The sequence below is a fragment of the Chryseobacterium kimseyorum genome, assembly GCF_025971945.1.
Taxonomy (GTDB): domain Bacteria; phylum Bacteroidota; class Bacteroidia; order Flavobacteriales; family Weeksellaceae; genus Chryseobacterium; species Chryseobacterium kimseyorum.
The window spans coordinates 25969-42220 of sequence record NZ_JAPDHW010000002.1; the positions used below are offsets into that span (position 1 = coordinate 25969).

31 protein-coding genes are annotated in these 16252 nt (G+C 35.8%); 3 read left to right on the forward strand and 28 right to left on the reverse strand.

Translation table 11 applies throughout. The annotated features are described in order from the left end of the window. Positions 1 to 4: 4 nt before the first annotated feature. Entirely contained in the window at positions 5 to 430 is a 426-nt protein-coding gene (locus OMO38_RS02650; RefSeq protein ID WP_264748704.1) for a hypothetical protein, read from the forward strand. A gap of 57 nt (positions 431 to 487) precedes the next feature. Here OMO38_RS02650 and rplQ read toward each other — a convergent pair whose 3' ends face one another. From rplQ to rplC, 28 genes are all read right to left on the reverse strand, one after another. Continuing rightward, positions 488 to 1009: a 50S ribosomal protein L17 gene (gene rplQ, locus OMO38_RS02655; RefSeq protein ID WP_047442243.1), complete on the reverse strand. Its 522-nt coding sequence runs from the start codon at positions 1007 to 1009 to the stop codon at positions 488 to 490. Positions 1010 to 1015: 6 nt separating this feature from the next. Continuing rightward, positions 1016 to 2011: a DNA-directed RNA polymerase subunit alpha gene (locus OMO38_RS02660; protein ID WP_263003359.1), complete on the reverse strand. Its 996-nt coding sequence runs from the start codon at positions 2009 to 2011 to the stop codon at positions 1016 to 1018. Positions 2012 to 2044: 33 nt separating this feature from the next. Next, positions 2045 to 2653, reverse strand: a complete 609-nt coding sequence (rpsD, locus tag OMO38_RS02665) for a 30S ribosomal protein S4 (protein ID WP_264748705.1) — start codon at positions 2651 to 2653, stop codon at positions 2045 to 2047. A 19-nt stretch (positions 2654 to 2672) separates the two neighbouring features. Further along, positions 2673 to 3062 (reverse strand): 30S ribosomal protein S11, encoded by a 390-nt coding sequence (gene rpsK, locus OMO38_RS02670; protein ID WP_034702879.1) that lies wholly within the window; start codon positions 3060 to 3062, stop codon positions 2673 to 2675. Between the two features lie 12 nt (positions 3063 to 3074). Next, entirely contained in the window at positions 3075 to 3452 is a 378-nt protein-coding gene (gene rpsM / locus OMO38_RS02675; protein ID WP_047442246.1) for a 30S ribosomal protein S13, read from the reverse strand. 3 nt (positions 3453 to 3455) lie between these two features. Beyond that, positions 3456 to 3572, reverse strand: a complete 117-nt coding sequence (gene rpmJ, locus OMO38_RS02680) for a 50S ribosomal protein L36 (RefSeq protein WP_007839480.1) — start codon at positions 3570 to 3572, stop codon at positions 3456 to 3458. Between the two features lie 165 nt (positions 3573 to 3737). Further along, the gene (gene infA, locus OMO38_RS02685) at positions 3738 to 3953 is read right to left on the reverse strand and encodes a translation initiation factor IF-1 (protein ID WP_027387199.1); all 216 of its coding nucleotides are present in this window, start codon (positions 3951 to 3953) and stop codon (positions 3738 to 3740) included. Positions 3954 to 3956: 3 nt separating this feature from the next. Next, a complete protein-coding gene (gene secY / locus OMO38_RS02690) occupies positions 3957 to 5336 on the reverse strand; it encodes a preprotein translocase subunit SecY (protein ID WP_047442247.1) in 1380 nt (459 codons plus the stop codon). A gap of 8 nt (positions 5337 to 5344) precedes the next feature. After that, complete coding sequence (rplO, locus tag OMO38_RS02695; protein WP_264748706.1) at positions 5345 to 5794, reverse strand: 50S ribosomal protein L15; 450 nt, start codon at positions 5792 to 5794, stop codon at positions 5345 to 5347. A gap of 19 nt (positions 5795 to 5813) precedes the next feature. Beyond that, positions 5814 to 5990 carry a 50S ribosomal protein L30 gene (rpmD, locus tag OMO38_RS02700; protein WP_047442249.1) on the reverse strand — a complete coding sequence of 59 codons (177 nt, stop codon included), beginning with the start codon at positions 5988 to 5990 and terminating at the stop codon, positions 5814 to 5816. Between the two features lie 10 nt (positions 5991 to 6000). Beyond that, positions 6001 to 6522, reverse strand: a complete 522-nt coding sequence (gene rpsE / locus OMO38_RS02705) for a 30S ribosomal protein S5 (protein ID WP_229983462.1) — start codon at positions 6520 to 6522, stop codon at positions 6001 to 6003. Between the two features lie 19 nt (positions 6523 to 6541). After that, positions 6542 to 6895, reverse strand: coding sequence for a 50S ribosomal protein L18 (gene rplR, locus OMO38_RS02710; protein ID WP_047442251.1), 354 nt, complete (start codon positions 6893 to 6895; stop codon positions 6542 to 6544). A gap of 14 nt (positions 6896 to 6909) precedes the next feature. Beyond that, positions 6910 to 7455: a 50S ribosomal protein L6 gene (gene rplF, locus OMO38_RS02715; RefSeq protein ID WP_264748707.1), complete on the reverse strand. Its 546-nt coding sequence runs from the start codon at positions 7453 to 7455 to the stop codon at positions 6910 to 6912. 17 nt (positions 7456 to 7472) lie between these two features. Next, complete coding sequence (rpsH, locus tag OMO38_RS02720) at positions 7473 to 7871, reverse strand: 30S ribosomal protein S8 (RefSeq protein ID WP_050378492.1); 399 nt, start codon at positions 7869 to 7871, stop codon at positions 7473 to 7475. A gap of 348 nt (positions 7872 to 8219) precedes the next feature. Further along, positions 8220 to 8489 carry a 30S ribosomal protein S14 gene (rpsN, locus tag OMO38_RS02725; protein ID WP_047442254.1) on the reverse strand — a complete coding sequence of 90 codons (270 nt, stop codon included), beginning with the start codon at positions 8487 to 8489 and terminating at the stop codon, positions 8220 to 8222. 1 nt (position 8490) lies between these two features. Continuing rightward, complete coding sequence (rplE, locus tag OMO38_RS02730; protein WP_263003355.1) at positions 8491 to 9042, reverse strand: 50S ribosomal protein L5; 552 nt, start codon at positions 9040 to 9042, stop codon at positions 8491 to 8493. Positions 9043 to 9055: 13 nt separating this feature from the next. Next, positions 9056 to 9382, reverse strand: a complete 327-nt coding sequence (gene rplX / locus OMO38_RS02735) for a 50S ribosomal protein L24 (RefSeq protein ID WP_047442256.1) — start codon at positions 9380 to 9382, stop codon at positions 9056 to 9058. Positions 9383 to 9402: 20 nt separating this feature from the next. Further along, positions 9403 to 9771 carry a 50S ribosomal protein L14 gene (rplN, locus tag OMO38_RS02740; protein WP_034684837.1) on the reverse strand — a complete coding sequence of 123 codons (369 nt, stop codon included), beginning with the start codon at positions 9769 to 9771 and terminating at the stop codon, positions 9403 to 9405. Next, a complete protein-coding gene (gene rpsQ / locus OMO38_RS02745; RefSeq protein ID WP_027383312.1) occupies positions 9771 to 10025 on the reverse strand; it encodes a 30S ribosomal protein S17 in 255 nt (84 codons plus the stop codon). Before rpsQ ends, rplN begins: the two co-directional genes overlap by 1 nt. A gap of 11 nt (positions 10026 to 10036) precedes the next feature. Beyond that, on the reverse strand, positions 10037 to 10222 hold the full coding sequence (gene rpmC, locus OMO38_RS02750; RefSeq protein ID WP_047442257.1) for a 50S ribosomal protein L29: 186 nt from the start codon (positions 10220 to 10222) through the stop codon (positions 10037 to 10039). Positions 10223 to 10233: 11 nt separating this feature from the next. After that, positions 10234 to 10659, reverse strand: a complete 426-nt coding sequence (gene rplP, locus OMO38_RS02755; RefSeq protein ID WP_263003354.1) for a 50S ribosomal protein L16 — start codon at positions 10657 to 10659, stop codon at positions 10234 to 10236. Positions 10660 to 10737: 78 nt separating this feature from the next. Beyond that, positions 10738 to 11481, reverse strand: a complete 744-nt coding sequence (gene rpsC, locus OMO38_RS02760) for a 30S ribosomal protein S3 (RefSeq protein ID WP_264748708.1) — start codon at positions 11479 to 11481, stop codon at positions 10738 to 10740. Positions 11482 to 11489: 8 nt separating this feature from the next. Beyond that, positions 11490 to 11888, reverse strand: coding sequence for a 50S ribosomal protein L22 (gene rplV, locus OMO38_RS02765; RefSeq protein WP_047442260.1), 399 nt, complete (start codon positions 11886 to 11888; stop codon positions 11490 to 11492). Positions 11889 to 11890: 2 nt separating this feature from the next. After that, positions 11891 to 12169 carry a 30S ribosomal protein S19 gene (rpsS, locus tag OMO38_RS02770; RefSeq protein ID WP_034702850.1) on the reverse strand — a complete coding sequence of 93 codons (279 nt, stop codon included), beginning with the start codon at positions 12167 to 12169 and terminating at the stop codon, positions 11891 to 11893. Between the two features lie 2 nt (positions 12170 to 12171). Continuing rightward, positions 12172 to 12993 (reverse strand): 50S ribosomal protein L2, encoded by an 822-nt coding sequence (gene rplB / locus OMO38_RS02775; protein ID WP_050378484.1) that lies wholly within the window; start codon positions 12991 to 12993, stop codon positions 12172 to 12174. A 22-nt stretch (positions 12994 to 13015) separates the two neighbouring features. After that, positions 13016 to 13306 carry a 50S ribosomal protein L23 gene (gene rplW, locus OMO38_RS02780; RefSeq protein WP_047442263.1) on the reverse strand — a complete coding sequence of 97 codons (291 nt, stop codon included), beginning with the start codon at positions 13304 to 13306 and terminating at the stop codon, positions 13016 to 13018. A 3-nt stretch (positions 13307 to 13309) separates the two neighbouring features. Then, the gene (gene rplD / locus OMO38_RS02785; RefSeq protein WP_263003353.1) at positions 13310 to 13939 is read right to left on the reverse strand and encodes a 50S ribosomal protein L4; all 630 of its coding nucleotides are present in this window, start codon (positions 13937 to 13939) and stop codon (positions 13310 to 13312) included. After that, positions 13930 to 14556, reverse strand: a complete 627-nt coding sequence (rplC, locus tag OMO38_RS02790) for a 50S ribosomal protein L3 (protein WP_056075952.1) — start codon at positions 14554 to 14556, stop codon at positions 13930 to 13932. The genes rplD and rplC overlap by 10 nt, the downstream gene beginning before the upstream one ends. Before the next feature lie 241 nt (positions 14557 to 14797). Between rplC and OMO38_RS02795 the strand changes: the two genes are divergently transcribed. Together OMO38_RS02795 and OMO38_RS02800 are read left to right on the forward strand one after the other, a co-directional pair. Beyond that, positions 14798 to 15208: a hypothetical protein gene (locus OMO38_RS02795; RefSeq protein ID WP_264748709.1), complete on the forward strand. Its 411-nt coding sequence runs from the start codon at positions 14798 to 14800 to the stop codon at positions 15206 to 15208. Then, complete coding sequence (locus tag OMO38_RS02800; protein ID WP_264748710.1) at positions 15208 to 16179, forward strand: hypothetical protein; 972 nt, start codon at positions 15208 to 15210, stop codon at positions 16177 to 16179. The genes OMO38_RS02795 and OMO38_RS02800 overlap by 1 nt, the downstream gene beginning before the upstream one ends. Positions 16180 to 16252: the final 73 nt, after the last annotated feature.

Below are 16252 nucleotides of genomic sequence, written 5' to 3' on the forward strand. Positions count from 1 at the left end.
TATAATGAAAAAAGGCATTCTTATCGCTGCTTCTTTTGTAGCTCTGTCCCTGACGAGCTGTAAAAAAAGTGAGAGCGGAAACAAAGGAATTGTAAAATCTGATTCTACAGAAACCATTCTTGCAGACAACGGGCAGGTAGACTCCAACATCGGGTATGATACTGACGTGAATGGAAAGAAATCGATCAAAACAGATTATGTGTACAAAGCTACCGATGGAGCATTGGTGAAAGTTGTATTTAAGTACGGACCTGAGGAAAAAAATGTTTCGATCACCAGCAACAAGAAAACATTCATTCTGGATAAAGTACAGTCTACCGGAACTGAAACTACTTACGAAAAAGAAGAGATGAAGGCGAGAGTAAAAGGAGACAGCCTGATTCTTCATCAGGGTGAAAACGTTATAGAATTGGTAAAAACCAAAATATAGAACACAAAAAAACCGCTCAGAAATCTGAGCGGTTTTTCTTATATCTCTGAATGAATATTATTCACCAGCTTTTTCTTCAGTAGAATCAGTTGATTCAGCCTTAGGCTCTTCAACTTTTTCTTCTACTGCTGGAGTTGCTTCTACAGCTACTTTTGCAGTAGAAGTAGATCTTCTACTTCTTCTTGTCGTCTTTTTCTCCTCAGCATTAGGATTATAAAGCTCATTGAAATCAACTAACTCGATCAAAGCAGTATCTGCAGCATCACCAGGTCTGAAACCAGTCTTGATGATTCTCGTATAACCACCGTTTCTTTCAGCGATTTTCGGAGCTACAGTTCTGAACAATTCAGTAACCGCTTCTTTACTTTGAAGATATGAAAAAACAATTCTTCTGTTGTGTGTAGTATCTTCTTTTGCTTTTGTTAATAGAGGCTCAACGTATACTCTTAAAGCTTTAGCTTTAGCTACAGTAGTGTTGATTCTTTTATGCTCAATCAGAGAACAAGCCATATTAGAAAGTAACGCGCTTCTGTGAGAAGCTGTTCTTCCTAAGTGATTGAATTTTTTACCGTGTCTCATTATTATTTAATTATCAGCGTCTAATTTATATTTTGCAACGTCGAAACCGAAGTTAAGACCTTTTGAATGCACTAATTCTTCTAGTTCTGTCAAAGATTTTTTACCAAAATTTCTGAATTTCATCAAATCAGACTTACTGTAAGAAACCAGTTCTCCCAATGTTTCAACTTCAGCCGCTTTCAGACAGTTTAGGGCTCTTACAGAAAGATCCATATCTGCTAATTTAGACTTAAGAAGTTGTCTTGTGTGAAGAGTTTCTTCATCGTATTGGATAGATGCCTTTACAGCTTCAGTTTCTAGAGTGATTCTCTCATCAGAGAACAACATGAAGTGATAAATCAATATCTTAGAAGCTTCAGTTAAAGCATTCTGAGGGCTTATAGAACCGTCAGTTTCAATATCTAATACTAATTTTTCGTAGTCTGTTTTTTGCTCTACACGATAATTTTCAATGCTGTATTGCACTTTTTTGATCGGCGTAAAAATAGAGTCGATAGCAATAGTTCCTACAGGAGCATTGTTTGACTTATTCTGGTCAGAAGGTACATACCCTCTTCCCTTTTCTACATTAAACGTGATTTCGAAAGTTACATCTGAGTTTAAGTTACAGATCAACAACTCTGGATTAAGAATCTCAAAACCGTTGATTGATTTACCTAAATCCCCAGCAGTAATTACAGTTTGACCGGAAACTTTAGCAACAACCTGCTCATTCGTCTGGTTTTCTGCCGTAGCTTTTAATCTTACCTGCTTAAGGTTAAGAATAATTTCGGTAACGTCTTCAATTACTCCTGGAATCGTTGAAAATTCGTGCTCTACACCTTCTATTTTGATAGATGAAATAGCGTATCCTTCCAGAGAAGAAAGCAACACTCTTCTCAAAGCATTACCGATTGTAAGCCCGAAACCTGGTTCTAAAGGTCTGAATTCGAATTGACCTTTAAATTCATCAGAGTTAAGTAGAATTACTTTATCGGGTTTTATGAATTGTAAAATTGCCATATTATTGGGTTGAGCAAAAATTTGATTAAAAAATTATTTAGAGTAAAGTTCGACGATAAGCTGTTCCTTGATGTCTTCCGGGATTTGGATTCTCTCAGGAGCAGAGATGAAAGTCCCTTGCTTTTTCTCGTCGTTGAATTGTAACCACTCATAGTTTGCTTTAGAAGCTAAAGCATCTGCAACCACTTCTAGAGACTTAGATTTTTCTCTTACAGCGATTACATCACCAGCTTTTACCAAATAAGAAGGAATGTTAAGGATCTCACCATTCACTGTGATGTGTCTGTGAGAAGTCAACTGTCTTGCACCAGCTCTGGTTTTAGCAAAACCTAATCTGTATACAACGTTATCCAATCTTGATTCGCAAAGCTGTAATAAAACTTCACCTGTTACACCTTTACTTCTGTGTGCTTTTTCGAATAAGTTAGCAAACTGTCTTTCTAAAATACCGTAAGTATATTTAGCTTTTTGCTTTTCCATTAACTGGACAGCGTATTCAGATTTCTTTGCTCCTCTTCTTTTGTTAACACCATGTTGTCCTGGCGGTTGGTTTTTTCTTTTCTCGAAGTTCTTATCATCTCCGTAGATTGCAGCACCAAACTTTCTAGCAATCTTTGTTTTTGGTCCAATATATCTTGCCATAATGGGTAAATTCTAAAAATTAAACTCTTCTTCTTTTTGGTGGTCTACATCCATTGTGTGGCATAGGAGTAACGTCAATAATTTCGCTCACCTCGATACCTGAATTGTGAATAGTTCTGATAGCAGATTCTCTACCTGCACCTGGACCTTTCACATACACCTTTACTCTTCTTAAACCAGCTTCGTGAGCTACGTTAGAGCAATTTTCCGCTGCCATTTGAGCAGCAAAAGGAGTGTTCTTTTTAGAACCTCTGAACCCCATTTTACCGGCAGATGCCCAAGAGATAACTTCTCCGCTTTTATTTGTTAAAGAAATGATGATGTTATTGAAAGAAGCTTGAATATGCGCTTCACCAATAGCTTCAACTTTTACTTTTCTTTTTTTAACTACTTTACTTTGTTTTGCCATAATTCCTAACGATTATTTACTTGCTTTTTTCTTGTTAGCAACTGTTTTTCTCTTTCCTTTACGGGTTCTCGAGTTGTTTTTCGTTCTCTGGCCTCTTAAAGGTAGTCCTAGTCTGTGACGTATTCCTCGTTGGCATCCTATGTCCATTAATCGCTTAATGTTCAATTGCACTTCAGATCTAAGCTCACCTTCTACTTTAATGTTTTCAGTGATGTAATTTCTGATTGCAGCCAATTCATCGTCATTCCATTCGTTGACTTTCTTGTCTTCGCTGATACCGGCAGCTTTAAGGATTTCAGAAGAAGTACTTCTTCCTACCCCATAGATGTAAGTTAAACCGATAACACCTCTTTTGTTTTTTGGTAAATCAATACCTGAAATTCTCGCCATAATTTAGCCTTGTCTTTGTTTAAATTTTGGGTTCTTCTTGTTGATCACAAATAGAACGCCTTTTCTGCGAACGATTTTGCAATCAGCACTTCTTTTTTTAATTGATGCTCTAACTTTCATTTGATATATATAATCTTTTAAAAAGGACAAATGATCTCTTCCGATTTCATTTGAAATATAATTATTTTTCTATACCCATACTGTCATCTCACTGACTTCAATATTGAGTATTTATCTTTTAACAATAGCCAAATGGAGATCAAACGATTCCATTTGGCATTTTGTTTAATATCTAAATGTAATTCTCCCTTTTGATAAATCGTAAGGAGACATTTCAAGTTTTACCTTATCACCAGGTAAAAGTTTAATATAATGCATTCTCATTTTACCAGAAATATGAGCGATAAGCATATGCCCATTTTCTAGTTCTACACGGAACTGGGCGTTCGAAAGTGCTTCCGTAATAACGCCATCCTGTTCAATATGTTTCTGTTTTGCCATAAATTAATATCCAGTCGATCTTGATAGTTTAGACTGCATTAAGCCATCATAATGATGATTCAGCAGATAAGTGTTAATCTGTTGAACAGTATCCAATACTACCCCAACCATAATTAGCAACGAAGTTCCCCCAAAAAATAAGGCGAACGCATCTGTCTGAACAAGACTTCCATGCACTATTGCTGGAAGGACTGCAAAGATAGATAAAAATATTGCACCCGGCAAGGTAATTTTTGATAAAATGTCATCTAAATAATCAGCTGTCTCTTTACCAGGTCTTACCTTCGGTACCAAACCTCCGTTTCTCTTTAAATCATCAGCCATTTGGTTCACCGGAATTGTAATTGCGGTATAGAAAAATGAAAAGATAATAATTAATAGTGCGAACAATACATTGTACTGCCAGCTAAAAACATTTTTGAAGCCTGCAAGAAAAGTATTAGACTCATCGAATTTTGTCAGCAAACCAGGTACAAACATTAATGCCTGAGCAAAAATGATTGGCATAACCCCAGCTGCATTCACTTTCAAAGGAATCCACTGTCTTGCTCCCTGCATAAGATTTTTATTAACACCTCCTCTTGCCTGAGCTCTGCTTACATACTGAATAGGGATTTTTCTCACCGCAACAGATAGGACCACTGCTAAAAGAACAACCAACATCCAGAATATTACTTCAATCAAAATCATGATTGACCCTAAACCTCCTTTACCATTCTGAACTGCAATTTCCTGTACAAATGCTTCTGGTAATCTAGATAAGATACCTACCATAATAAGGATAGAAATACCATTTCCAATACCTTTGTCGGTAATTTTCTCACCCAACCACATCGCAAATACAGAACCTGCAACCAAGATTACAATACTTGGCAACCAGAACATAATAGAGTTTGGATCTACAAAATATGCAGACTGGAACTGAGCATATGGTAAGAACAACTGAGTAATAGACGTTAAATAAGAAGGTGCCTGTACAAGACAAACCCCAATCGTTAACCATCTAGTAATTTGATTCAATGTGTTTCTACCAGACTCCCCGTCTTTTTGAAGTTTCTGAAGATAAGGAATTGCCATCCCCATCAACTGAACAATAATAGAAGCAGAAATATAAGGCATGATACCTAACGCCATTACAGAAGCGTGACTGAAAGCCCCACCCGTAAACGACGAAAGCAAGCCAAGGAGACCTGCTCCTTGCTTGTTACCGCCTTGATTTTTATAATGCTCTAAGAGATCTCCTACTTCTGCAAGATTAATCGCAGGTAAAGAGATAAAAGATGCGAATCTATACACAAGGATAATACCCAAAGTAAAGAGAATTTTGTCTCTCAGTTCTTTAAGGCTCCAAATATTCTTAAGGGTTTGTATAAATTCTTTCATTAGTAATATTATAAGGTAATTGCTTTTCCACCTGCTTTAGAAATCAATTCTTCAGCAGATTTAGTGAATTTGTCTGCAGAAATTGAAACCGCAGATTTCAACTCACCTCTACCCATAATTTTCACTATTTCATTTTTAGTAGCTAAACCGTTTTCAACTAAAACTTCTTTAGTAATATCTCCTGTTATAGATTTAGTATCAATTAAGTTTTGAATATCGTCCAGGTTAATACCTCTGTATTCTTTTCTGTTTACGTTTTTGAAACCGAATTTAGGTAATCTTCTCTGCAAAGGCATTTGACCTCCTTCGAAACCGATTTTTTGAGAATAACCAGCTCTAGCTTGCTGACCATTGTGACCTTTCCCAGCTGTACCGCCTTTTCCACTACCTTGTCCTCTACCAATTCTCTTTGAACTAAAAGTAGAACCTGCTGCAGGTCTTATGTTGTTTAAATTCATTTTAAAATTATTTTAAAAATTATTTTTGAACTTCAAGTAAGTGACTAACTGCAGCTATCATTCCTAAAATTGAAGGAGTAGCTTCGTGCTCTATAACTTGGTGAAGTTTCTTAAATCCTAATGCTTCAAGCGTTCTCTTTTGGGTTTTTGTTCTACCAATAGCGCTTCTTACTTGTTTTACTTTAATTGTTGCCATTGTATATTTATTAACCGTTAAACACTTTACTTAGAGAAACTCCTCTCATTCTTGCAACTTCTTCTGGTCTTCTGATATCTAACAATGCTTTGAAAGTAGCCTTTACTACATTGTGAGGGTTAGAAGATCCTTTAGATTTTGAAAGGATATCGTGAATACCTGCAGACTCCAATACCGCTCTTACCGCACCACCGGCAATAAGACCTGTACCGTGAGAAGCTGGTCTCAAGAAGATATCAGCACCACCATATCTGGCAGAACTTTGGTGAGGAATTGTATGGTTCATTACAGGAACTTTTACTAAGTTTTTCTTAGCATCTTCTACTGCTTTAGCAATAGCAGAAGCAACTTCCTTAGATTTTCCTAAACCAAAACCGATAGTTCCAGCTTCGTCTCCTACAACAACAATTGCAGAAAATCCGAAAGCTCTACCCCCTTTAGTTACTTTTGTTACCCTATTTACGGATACGAGACGATCTTTTAATTCTAATCCTCCCGGTTTTACTCTTTCTATATTATCTAGTCCTAACATATTTTCCGAAATTTAATGATTAGAATTTAAGTCCTCCTTCTCTCGCACCATCAGCTAGAGCCTTAACTCTACCGTGATATACGAAACCGTTTCTATCAAATACAATAGCTTCAATTCCAGCAGCAATAGCTTTGGCAGCGATAGCTTTACCTACAGCAGCAGAAATTTCACTTTTAGTACCTTTAGCGTCTACACCTTTTTCTCTCGAAGAAGCTGAAGCTAAAGTTTTACCATCTTTATCGTCTATTAACTGAGCGTAAATTTCCTTATTACTCTTGTATACAGATAATCTTGGCAATTCAGAAGATCCAGAGATTTTCCCTCTTACTCTTCTTTTGATTCTTATTCTTTTTTCTAATTTACTTAGTGCCATTTTCTTAAAATTTATTAAGCAGATTTACCAGCTTTACGTCTAACATTTTCTCCTACGAATCTTACACCTTTTCCTTTGTATGGCTCCGGCTTTCTGAATGAACGGATCTTTGCAGAAACCATTCCTAGAAGTTGCTTGTCATGAGACGTTAAAGTAATAATTGGGTTTTTACCTTTTTCAGTCAATGTATCAATGATAACTTCTTTTGGAAGTTCTAATACGATACCGTGAGAGAAACCTAAAGCTAACTCAAGTTTTTGACCTGAGTGAGAAGCTCTGTATCCTACTCCCACTAATTCCAACTTCTTAGTGAAACCTTCAGCGGTTCCAATAATCATGTTGTTGATCAACGCTCGGTACAAACCGTGTAGCGCTCTGTGTTGTTTAGACTCAGATGGTCTGCTGAATGTAAGCACTCCATCTTCTTGTTCTAAAGTAATTCCGTCTGTAAGCTCCTGAGTAAGTTCTCCTTTAGGACCTTTTACAGTTACAACGCCTTCTTTTTCAGAGACAGTAACTCCAGCTGGAATTGTTATAATTGCTTTACCAATTCTTGACATTTTCCTTTGATTAAAAATTAATAAACATAGCAGATTACTTCACCGCCTACTTTTTCTTCTCTAGCTTTCTTATCTGTCATTACTCCTCTTGAAGTTGAGATAATAGCTACACCCAAACCGTTCAATACTCTTGGAAGTTCCGCAGAACCTTTGTACTGTCTTAGACCTGGTCTTGAAGCTCTCTGGATAGATTTGATTGCAGGCTTGTTAGTTTGCTTGTCATACTTAAGAGCGATTTTGATCGTCCCTTGAACAGCGCTATCTTCAAACTTGTAGTTTAAGATATACCCTTGATCAAATAAGATTTTCGTAAGCTCCTTTTTGATTTTCGATGCAGGAATTTCCACCACCTTGTGGCCTGCGCTTTGTGCGTTCCTTACTCTTGTTAGGAAATCTGAAATTGGATCTGTTACCATTTCTTTGTTTTAAATTATTGGTTAATGACAATCAGTATTGAAAAGACTTGAAGATTAAAGACTTATGGCTCCGAATATTTCTTTGCCTGATCTCTTTACCTTCAGTATCTCAACAACTTAATGGTCACTTTTATTTTTTTAATTTCATTTTATTCTAATAAACATAGCCAAAACGAAGATTAGTCACTCAGAGAAATAATAATTTTCCTGAGCGGGTGCAAAAGTACAAAAAAAATTAATACTATTTATTTTTTTCTTTTCCTCTACGCCGTCCTAATTTTGTACTCTATTTATTAAAATACAGCTGACTTATAAAAATATAGAAGTCAGCTGTAAAAATTTTATTGCTTACCAACTAGCTTTTTTAACGCCTGGGATAAGACCGTTGTTGGCCATTTCTCTGAAAGTTACTCTAGAAATACCAAAGGTTCTCATGTAACCTCTTGGTCTTCCTGTCAATTTACATCTGTTGTGTAATCTTACAGGAGAAGCATTTTTAGGTAATTTTTGAAGTCCTTCGTAATCACCAGCTTCTTTAAGAGCTTTTCTTTTCTCAGCGTATTTAGCTACAGTAGCTTCTCTTTTGCGCTCACGCGCTTTCATTGATTCTTTAGCCATCTTAGTTCTTTTTGAACGGTAAACCGAAGTGAGTTAATAATGCTTTAGCTTCTTTGTCTGTTTTCGCAGTTGTAACGAAAGTAATGTCCATCCCTTGGATTTTCTTTACTTTGTCGATTACGATCTCAGGGAAGATAATTTGCTCAGTAATACCTAAGTTATAGTTACCTCTACCATCGAAACCGTCAGCTTTGATACCAGAAAAATCTCTAATACGTGGTAAAGCAGAAGAAGTTAATCTGTCTAAGAATTCGTACATTTTAGTAGCTCTAAGAGTAACCTTAGCTCCTACCGGCATACCTTTTCTTAATTTAAAAGCAGCTTCATCCTTTTTTGAAATAGTACCTACAGCTTTTTGCCCGGTAATATTTGTAAGTTCTTCAACAGCATAATCGATGATTTTTTTATCAGCAGTAGCGTCTCCTAAACCTTGAGATAAAATAATTTTCTCAAGTCTTGGTACCTGCATCACTGATTTATATCCGAATTCTTCCATCATTGCTGGAACAATTGTTTCTTGATATGCTTTTTTGGGTCTTGCGATATATTCCATGTGTTATTTAAAATTATAAAGTTTCACCCGTTTTTTTGTCGATTCTTACTTTCTTATCTCCGTCGATTTTGTAACCAACTTTGATAGCTTTTCCGTCTTTACCAACTAAAGCTATGTTTGAGATATGTATAGAAGCTTCCTTTTCTGTAATTCCTCCTTGAGGATTTGAAGCTGAAGGCTTAACGTGTTTTTTAACGATGTTAAGTCCTGCAACGATTACTCTAGGGTCTTTTCCTTCTTTTTTGATCACTTCAATAACTTCACCAGTTTTACCTTTGATATCTTTTTTACCAGTGGTAATGATTACGTTATCTCCTCTTTTTATTTTTAACTTTGACATTTTTTTTAAAATTTTAAATATTAAAGTACTTCAGGAGCTAATGAAATGATTTTCATATATTCTTTGTCTCTCAACTCACGAGCAACAGGTCCGAAAACACGTGTTCCTCTCATTTCTCCTCCAGCGTTTAGTAAAACACAAGCATTGTCTTCGAATTTGATGTAAGATCCATCTTTTCTTCTAACAGCTTTTTTAGTTCTTACTACTACCGCCTTTGATACTTGACCTTTCTTAGCGTTTCCTGATGGTGTAGAATCTTTAATAGTAACTACGATTTTATCACCAACTGAAGCATATCTTCTTCTGGTACCTCCCAGAACTCTGATCACTAGTACTTCTTTAGCACCTGTGTTATCAGCAACTTTTAATCTTGATTCTGTTTGTAACATTACTTAGCTTTTTCAATGATTCTTACTAATCTCCATCTCTTGCTCTTGCTCAAAGGTCTTGTTTCTGTAATTAATACAGTATCTCCTTCTGTGCATTCGTTGTTCTCGTCGTGTGCAGTATATTTTTTCGTTTTCAAAACGAATTTACCGTACATCGGGTGCTTTACTCTTGTAGTTTCACTAACAACAATAGTTTTTTCCATTTTATTGCTGGAAACCACTCCGATTCTTTCTTTTCTTAAATTTCTATCCATTGTAAAAAGGATTATTGTTTGTTAGTTAACTCAGTGTTTAGTCTTGCGATTGTCTTTCTCAAATCTCTGATTTGGATTGGATTTTCAAGTGGACTGATTTTGTGAGCCAATTTCATTTTTGAGAATTGAGCTTTAGCTTCAGCCAATTTTGCTTGAATATCTTCAGCGCTTAGATTTTTAATTTCAGCTTGTTTCATTGTTTCAGAGATTAAAGAGGTTTAACAAAATCGTTAGCAACTACAAATTTGGTAACTACCGGTAATTTCTGTGCAGCAAGTCTTAAAGCTTCCTTAGCGATCTCGTAAGATACTCCTCCGATTTCGAACATAATTTTACCTGGTTTTACTACAGCTACCCAATATTCTACAGCACCTTTACCTTTACCCATCCTTACTTCGGCTGGTTTCTTAGTAATCGGCTTATCTGGAAATATTTTGATCCATAGTTGACCTTCTCTTTTCATATATCTTGTCGCAGCGATACGAGCAGCTTCGATTTGTCTTGCAGTGATCCAAGCACCTTCTGTAGCTTTGATTCCGAAAGTTCCATAAGCAAGTTGATTACCTCTTTGAGCAATCCCCTTCATTTTCATCTTATGAACTCTACGGAATTTGGTTCTTTTTGGTTGTAACATAATTTCTTAAATTTTAGATTTTAGAATTTAGATTTTAAAAAAGTAACGGTCATTTAAAAACTATCCTCTAAAATTTTATTAATTATTTTTTTTATCTCTAGAAGGTCTTCTGTTATCTCTGTCTCCACCTCCTCTGTTTCCGCCATTTGAAGGACCACCTTTCTTCTGCTGTCCTACTAATGGAGAAAGATCTCTTCTTCCGTAAACTTCTCCTTTCATGATCCACACTTTTACTCCTAACTTACCGTATTGAGTTAATGCTTCACCGATGTGATAATCGATATCTGCTCTGAAAGTTGACAATGGAATTCTTCCGTCTTTGAAGTTTTCAGAACGTGCCATTTCAGCACCATTCAATCTACCAGAGATTTGAACTTTGATTCCTTCAGCACCCATTCTCATTGTAGAAGCGATTGCCATCTTCACAGCTCTTCTGTAAGAGATTCTGTTTTCGATTTGTTTAGCAATGCTGTCTGCAACTAATACTGCATCAAGCTCAGGTCTTTTGATTTCGAAAATATTGATTTGAATATCCTTTTTTGTAAGTTTCTTCAATTCTTCTTTCAACTTGTCAACTTCCTGACCTCCTTTACCGATGATTAATCCCGGTCTAGCAGTAGTGATTGTTACTGTTACTAATTTAAGTGTTCTTTCAATATAAATTTTTGAAATTCCACCTTTAGATAATCTTGCTTCAAGGTATCTTCTGATTTTGTAGTCTTCAGCGATTCTGTCTCCATAATCTTTACCACCAAACCAGTTAGAATCCCATCCTCTGATGATACCTAGTCTGTTACCAATTGGATTTGTCTTCTGTCCCATACCTTGAATTAATTTTCTTTTGTACCTAAGATTAGTGTAATGTGGTTTGATCTCTTTCTGATTCTGTACCCTCTACCTTGTGGAGCTGGTCTTAGTCTCTTCAATTGTCTTGCACTGTCTACAAAAATTTCTTTAACGATAAGGTTAGCTTCTTCGATATCAGCACCATCGTTCTTTGTTTGCCAGTTGGCCATCGCAGAAAGTAATACTTTTTCTAATTTCTCAGAAGCACCTTTTTTTGAATATTTTAGGATGCTTAAAGCTTTGTCAACTTCTACCCCTCTGATGATATCAGCAACTAATCTCATCTTTCTAGGAGATGTCGGGCAATCATTGTGTAATGCTTTTACTACATCTTGATTTGTTAATTTACGTGCTAATGCACTTTCTCTTTTTCTTGATCCCATGATTATCTACTTCCTTTATTTTTATTACCACCATGACCTCTGAAAGATCTTGTTGGAGAAAATTCGCCTAGCTTGTGACCAACCATGTTTTCTGTAACATATACAGGGATAAAAGATTTCCCGTTGTGTACTGCAATAGTTTGTCCTACGAAGTCCGGAGAGATCATTGATGCTCTAGACCAAGTTTTGATAACTGTCTTCTTACCAGACTCTATGTTTGTCTGAACCTTCTTATCTAAAGTATGATGAATGAATGGTCCTTTTTTAAGTGATCTTGCCATAATTATTTACGTTTAGATATGATATGACGGTTAGACGCTTTGTTTTTCTTTCTGGTTTTGTAACCTTTAGCAGGCATACCGTTTCTAGATCTTGGGTGACCTCCAGAAGAACGACCTTCACCACCTCCCATTGGGTGATCTACAGGGTTCATTACTACTGGTCTTGTTCTTGGTCTTCTACCCAACCATCTGCTTCTACCAGCCTTACCTGATACAGTTAACTGATGATCAGAGTTAGAAACAGAGCCAATCATTGCATAACACTCAGTAAGGATCATTCTAGATTCTCCTGAAGGCAATTTGATGATTGCATATTTTCCGTCTCTTGAAGTCAATTGAGCTGATGAACCAGCACTTCTTGCTAAGATTGCACCTTGACCTGGCTTCATTTCGATACAAGAAATCACAGTTCCCAAAGGAATGTTTTTCAGTTTCATTGCGTTACCTACATTAGGCTCTACGCTTTCACCAGAAATGATTTTTTGGTCAACTTTGATCCCGTTTGGAGCGATGATATATCTCTTCTCTCCGTCTGCATACTCCACCAAAGCGATGAAAGCAGTTCTGTTTGGATCGTACTCTACAGTTTTTACCGTTGCTTCAACATCATGCTTGTTTCTTTTGAAGTCGATAATTCTGTATTTCTTTTTGTGTCCACCTCCGGTGTAACGCATGGTCATTTTACCAGTTTGGTTACGTCCACCTGACTTACTAATACCAACTGTTAGAGATTTCTCTGGTTTGTTGGTAGTAATTTCCTCAAAATTGTTTACAATTCTGAATCTCTGTCCTGGGGTGATAGGTTTTAATTTTCTAACAGACATTACTATTATTTATAATTAATAATTAATTTACAGCAAAAATGTCGATTACTTCTCCTTCAGCAAGAGTGATAACCGCCTTTTTCAATTTGTTTGTCTTCCCTACTTGAAGACCTTTTTTAGTGTATTTCGAAGAAACTTTAGGAGCATAAATCATGGTTCTAACGTCTGCTACTTTTACACCATAAGCTTGCTCAATTGCATTTTTAATCTGGATTTTATTCGCCTTAGGTTGTACTAAGAAAGAATAAGCACCTCTTAAATCTGTAAGATAGTTTGCTTTTTCTGAAATAACTGGTTTAATAATAAGTGACATGATTTATTTCTTTAAATTTTCCTGGAATTTTTCAACTGCACCTTCTAAGAAAACGATCTCACCCGCATTGATTAAGTCATAAGAAGAAATTTCGTTGAATTTCATAACCTTAGTCTTAGGTAAGTTTCTTGAAGATAAATACACATTCTTGTTTGTATCAGGAAGAATGAATAAAGATTTAGTATCGTTCAATGCCAATGCATTCAAGATAGTGATGAAATCTTTAGTTTTAGGAGCAGCAATGCTCAATCCTTCAACAATTCTGATGCTGTTGTCTCTCATTTTCTGAGAAAGAACAGATTTTTTAGCTAATCTCTTAAGAGCTTTGTTCAATTTGAATCTGTAGTCTCTTGGCTTAGGACCGAATACTCTACCTCCACCTCTGAAAGTAGGAGATTTAATATCACCGTATCTAGCAGAACCAGATCCTTTTTGCTTCTTAAGTTTCTTAGTAGAAGCAGTAATTTCGCTTCTTTCTTTTGATTTATGAGTACCTTGACGCTGTGCAGCAAGATATTGTTTTACTTCTAAGTAAACCGCGTGCTTATTTGGCTCAATTCCGAATACTGTTTCGTCTAGAGTTACTTTTTTTCCGGTTTCTTTTCCTGATGTATTTAATACTACTAGTTCCATTTTCTGATAATTACATAAGAATTTTTAGCTCCCGGAACAGCACCTTTTACTACTAAAAGATTTTGTTCTTGATCCACTTTTAATACTTGAAGGTTTTGTACAGTTACCTGCTTACCTCCCATTCTACCTGCCATTCTCATCCCCTTGAATACTCTAGAAGGATCTGATCCCGCACCGATTGAACCTGGAGCTCTTAATCTGTTGTGCTGACCGTGAGTAGCTTGCATTACACCTCCAAAACCGTGTCTTTTAACAACACCTTGGAAACCTTTACCTTTTGAAGTTCCTGTTACGTCTACAAATTCACCTTCAGCGAATAAGTCTACTTTTACTTCATCTCCTACGCTTACAGTATCAACGAATTCTCTGTAGAATTCTACCAACTTAGCTTTTGGAGCAGAACCAGCCTTTTTAAAATGGCCAGCTAACGCTTTACCAACGTTCTTTTCACTCTTGTCATCGAAACCTAACTGAACAGATTTGTATCCGTCCTTTTCAATGGTTCTGACCTGTAAAACCGAGCAAGGACCAGCCTGAATAACGGTACACGGCATATTTTTGCCGTTTTCGTCAAACAGAGAAGTCATCCCGATTTTTTTTCCAATAATACCTGACATTATTTATATAATATGTTATAAAATTTCCTTGGATTCACGTTCATTTTTCGAGTTCTCAAATAATTACCAAGTTTGAATTGGGCATATTCCTCCCCTAAAATGAGTGTGCAAATGTATGAATAAAATTTAATTTGACAAATATATATTGCAAAATATTTTGATTTTTAATGATTTAGAGATTTGCATGAATTTTGAAACGAAATTCTTTTGATTAATTCTTTAATTTTGAGAAAAAAGTAATATGAAAAATATTTTCAGCACATTGATGTTCCTCTTCGGAATAATTTCTTTTGCACAGCAAGCACCGTTTACCGGGAAAAGAGATTTTAACATCGAACACGGCGCAAGCGGATCAGGAACACCGGCTTATTATCTGGATGTAAAGAAAAACGGAAACGTACATTTTGGTTTTTTACAAATCAATCAGGCAGACCGTAAAGAAATCAGAGAAGAGATCAATGCAGGAAAATATAATCCTAAAGTGATGAAAGTTCATTTCAAGACATACAACGAAACATTTTATGTAAAATTTGACAAAGAAAAAATCTATCTCACCGACGAAAACGGAAGTATCAAGAGATCTGATGACTGCTGTCCGGTTTCGGAAATGGCAGAGCTAAACTGTAACTGCGAAAGTATTCTTTACAAATAATGAGAATCATTCAGCTCCTTCTTGCGATCATTTTGTTTACTTCATGCAGTGAAAGACAAAGCCATCCCTATACTTACTATTACTGGAAAACAAATCTCGCTTTAGATAAAACAGAAAAAAAAGCACTCGCAGAATCTACCACTCATTTTTTATGCACCCGATTTTTTGATGTTGATAAAGTAAATGGGAAATTTGAACCTATAGCGGTCATTACCAAAGATCAAAGTTTCAGCACCGAAAAAGAAATCATCCCAACTGTTTTTATCACCAACCGAACTTTTTATCATATTAAAACTGACGAAATACAGTTTCTGGCAAAAAGCATTAATGATTTAATTCAGAAAAAAGTTAAAGATTATGATCTCGCTCCAAGTACCGAAATCCAGATTGACTGCGACTGGACTGCCGGAACAAAAGATGATTATTTTAAATTTTTAAATGAACTAAAAAAAATCTCCGGAAAAGAAATTACCTGTACACTCCGACTTCATCAGGTGAAAGATAAAAACCTGATGGGAATTCCACCTGTGGAAAAAACCTATCTCATGTGCTACTCTACTTCTTCACCGCTGGAAAATTCAGATCAAAATTCAATTTTAGATATTAATATTCTGAAAAGCTATTTATCGAAACTTGAAGACTATCCTCTAAAAAATATAGAAGTTGCCTTACCTATTTATTCTTGGGGAATTGTTACCAATCACTTGGGAAAACATAAACTCATTAATGCTTTGTCTAAAAAAGATCTGGAAAATCCAAATTTTAAAAAAATATCAGACAGTGAAATTGAAATTCTGAAAAACGGCTTCTATTTTGGGAGCTTTATGAGCAGAGGATTCAAAATAAAAGCAGAAGAGATTTCTGATGATCAACTCAATGAAGTCACCCGGTTTTTAGATAAAAAATTAAGCAGCTACAACATTATATATTACCAATTAGATAGTAAATTTGTAGAAGGCAGAAACTTTTGATAGCTGGATGAATGATATTGAAAGCGGGAAAATTATTCTGCCATTAAGTCAAAGAAAATTTTCTACCACGGAT

Coding starts and splice junctions, on each gene's coding strand:
- OMO38_RS02650 (WP_264748704.1), top strand. CDS start 5: ATGAAAAAAGGCATTCTTATCGCTGCTTCTTTTGTAGCTCTGTCCCTG.
- rplQ (WP_047442243.1), bottom strand. CDS start 1,009: ATGAGACACGGTAAAAAATTCAATCACTTAGGAAGAACAGCTTCTCAC.
- OMO38_RS02660 (WP_263003359.1), bottom strand. CDS start 2,011: ATGGCAATTTTACAATTCATAAAACCCGATAAAGTAATTCTACTTAAC.
- rpsD (WP_264748705.1), bottom strand. CDS start 2,653: ATGGCAAGATATATTGGACCAAAAACAAAGATTGCTAGAAAGTTTGGT.
- rpsK (WP_034702879.1), bottom strand. CDS start 3,062: ATGGCAAAACAAAGTAAAGTAGTTAAAAAAAGAAAAGTAAAAGTTGAA.
- rpsM (WP_047442246.1), bottom strand. CDS start 3,452: ATGGCGAGAATTTCAGGTATTGATTTACCAAAAAACAAAAGAGGTGTT.
- rpmJ (WP_007839480.1), bottom strand. CDS start 3,572: ATGAAAGTTAGAGCATCAATTAAAAAAAGAAGTGCTGATTGCAAAATC.
- infA (WP_027387199.1), bottom strand. CDS start 3,953: ATGGCAAAACAGAAACATATTGAACAGGATGGCGTTATTACGGAAGCA.
- secY (WP_047442247.1), bottom strand. CDS start 5,336: ATGAAAGAATTTATACAAACCCTTAAGAATATTTGGAGCCTTAAAGAA.
- rplO (WP_264748706.1), bottom strand. CDS start 5,794: ATGAATTTAAACAACATAAGACCTGCAGCAGGTTCTACTTTTAGTTCA.
- rpmD (WP_047442249.1), bottom strand. CDS start 5,990: ATGGCAACAATTAAAGTAAAACAAGTAAGAAGCGCTATTGGTAGAACA.
- rpsE (WP_229983462.1), bottom strand. CDS start 6,522: ATGTTAGGACTAGATAATATAGAAAGAGTAAAACCGGGAGGATTAGAA.
- rplR (WP_047442251.1), bottom strand. CDS start 6,895: ATGGCACTAAGTAAATTAGAAAAAAGAATAAGAATCAAAAGAAGAGTA.
- rplF (WP_264748707.1), bottom strand. CDS start 7,455: ATGTCAAGAATTGGTAAAGCAATTATAACAATTCCAGCTGGAGTTACT.
- rpsH (WP_050378492.1), bottom strand. CDS start 7,871: ATGGTAACAGATCCAATTTCAGATTTCCTAACAAGAGTAAGGAACGCA.
- rpsN (WP_047442254.1), bottom strand. CDS start 8,489: ATGGCTAAAGAATCAATGAAAGCGCGTGAGCGCAAAAGAGAAGCTACT.
- rplE (WP_263003355.1), bottom strand. CDS start 9,042: ATGGAATATATCGCAAGACCCAAAAAAGCATATCAAGAAACAATTGTT.
- rplX (WP_047442256.1), bottom strand. CDS start 9,382: ATGTCAAAGTTAAAAATAAAAAGAGGAGATAACGTAATCATTACCACT.
- rplN (WP_034684837.1), bottom strand. CDS start 9,771: ATGTTACAAACAGAATCAAGATTAAAAGTTGCTGATAACACAGGTGCT.
- rpsQ (WP_027383312.1), bottom strand. CDS start 10,025: ATGGATAGAAATTTAAGAAAAGAAAGAATCGGAGTGGTTTCCAGCAAT.
- rpmC (WP_047442257.1), bottom strand. CDS start 10,222: ATGAAACAAGCTGAAATTAAAAATCTAAGCGCTGAAGATATTCAAGCA.
- rplP (WP_263003354.1), bottom strand. CDS start 10,659: ATGTTACAACCAAAAAGAACCAAATTCCGTAGAGTTCATAAGATGAAA.
- rpsC (WP_264748708.1), bottom strand. CDS start 11,481: ATGGGACAGAAGACAAATCCAATTGGTAACAGACTAGGTATCATCAGA.
- rplV (WP_047442260.1), bottom strand. CDS start 11,888: ATGGGATCAAGAAAAAGAGAAAGTGCATTAGCACGTAAATTAACAAAT.
- rpsS (WP_034702850.1), bottom strand. CDS start 12,169: ATGGCAAGATCACTTAAAAAAGGACCATTCATTCATCATACTTTAGAT.
- rplB (WP_050378484.1), bottom strand. CDS start 12,993: ATGTCTGTTAGAAAATTAAAACCTATCACCCCAGGACAGAGATTCAGA.
- rplW (WP_047442263.1), bottom strand. CDS start 13,306: ATGTCACTTATTATTAAACCAGTTATTTCAGAAAAAGCAAACTATCTT.
- rplD (WP_263003353.1), bottom strand. CDS start 13,939: ATGGAACTAGTAGTATTAAATACATCAGGAAAAGAAACCGGAAAAAAA.
- rplC (WP_056075952.1), bottom strand. CDS start 14,556: ATGTCAGGTATTATTGGAAAAAAAATCGGGATGACTTCTCTGTTTGAC.
- OMO38_RS02795 (WP_264748709.1), top strand. CDS start 14,798: ATGAAAAATATTTTCAGCACATTGATGTTCCTCTTCGGAATAATTTCT.
- OMO38_RS02800 (WP_264748710.1), top strand. CDS start 15,208: ATGAGAATCATTCAGCTCCTTCTTGCGATCATTTTGTTTACTTCATGC.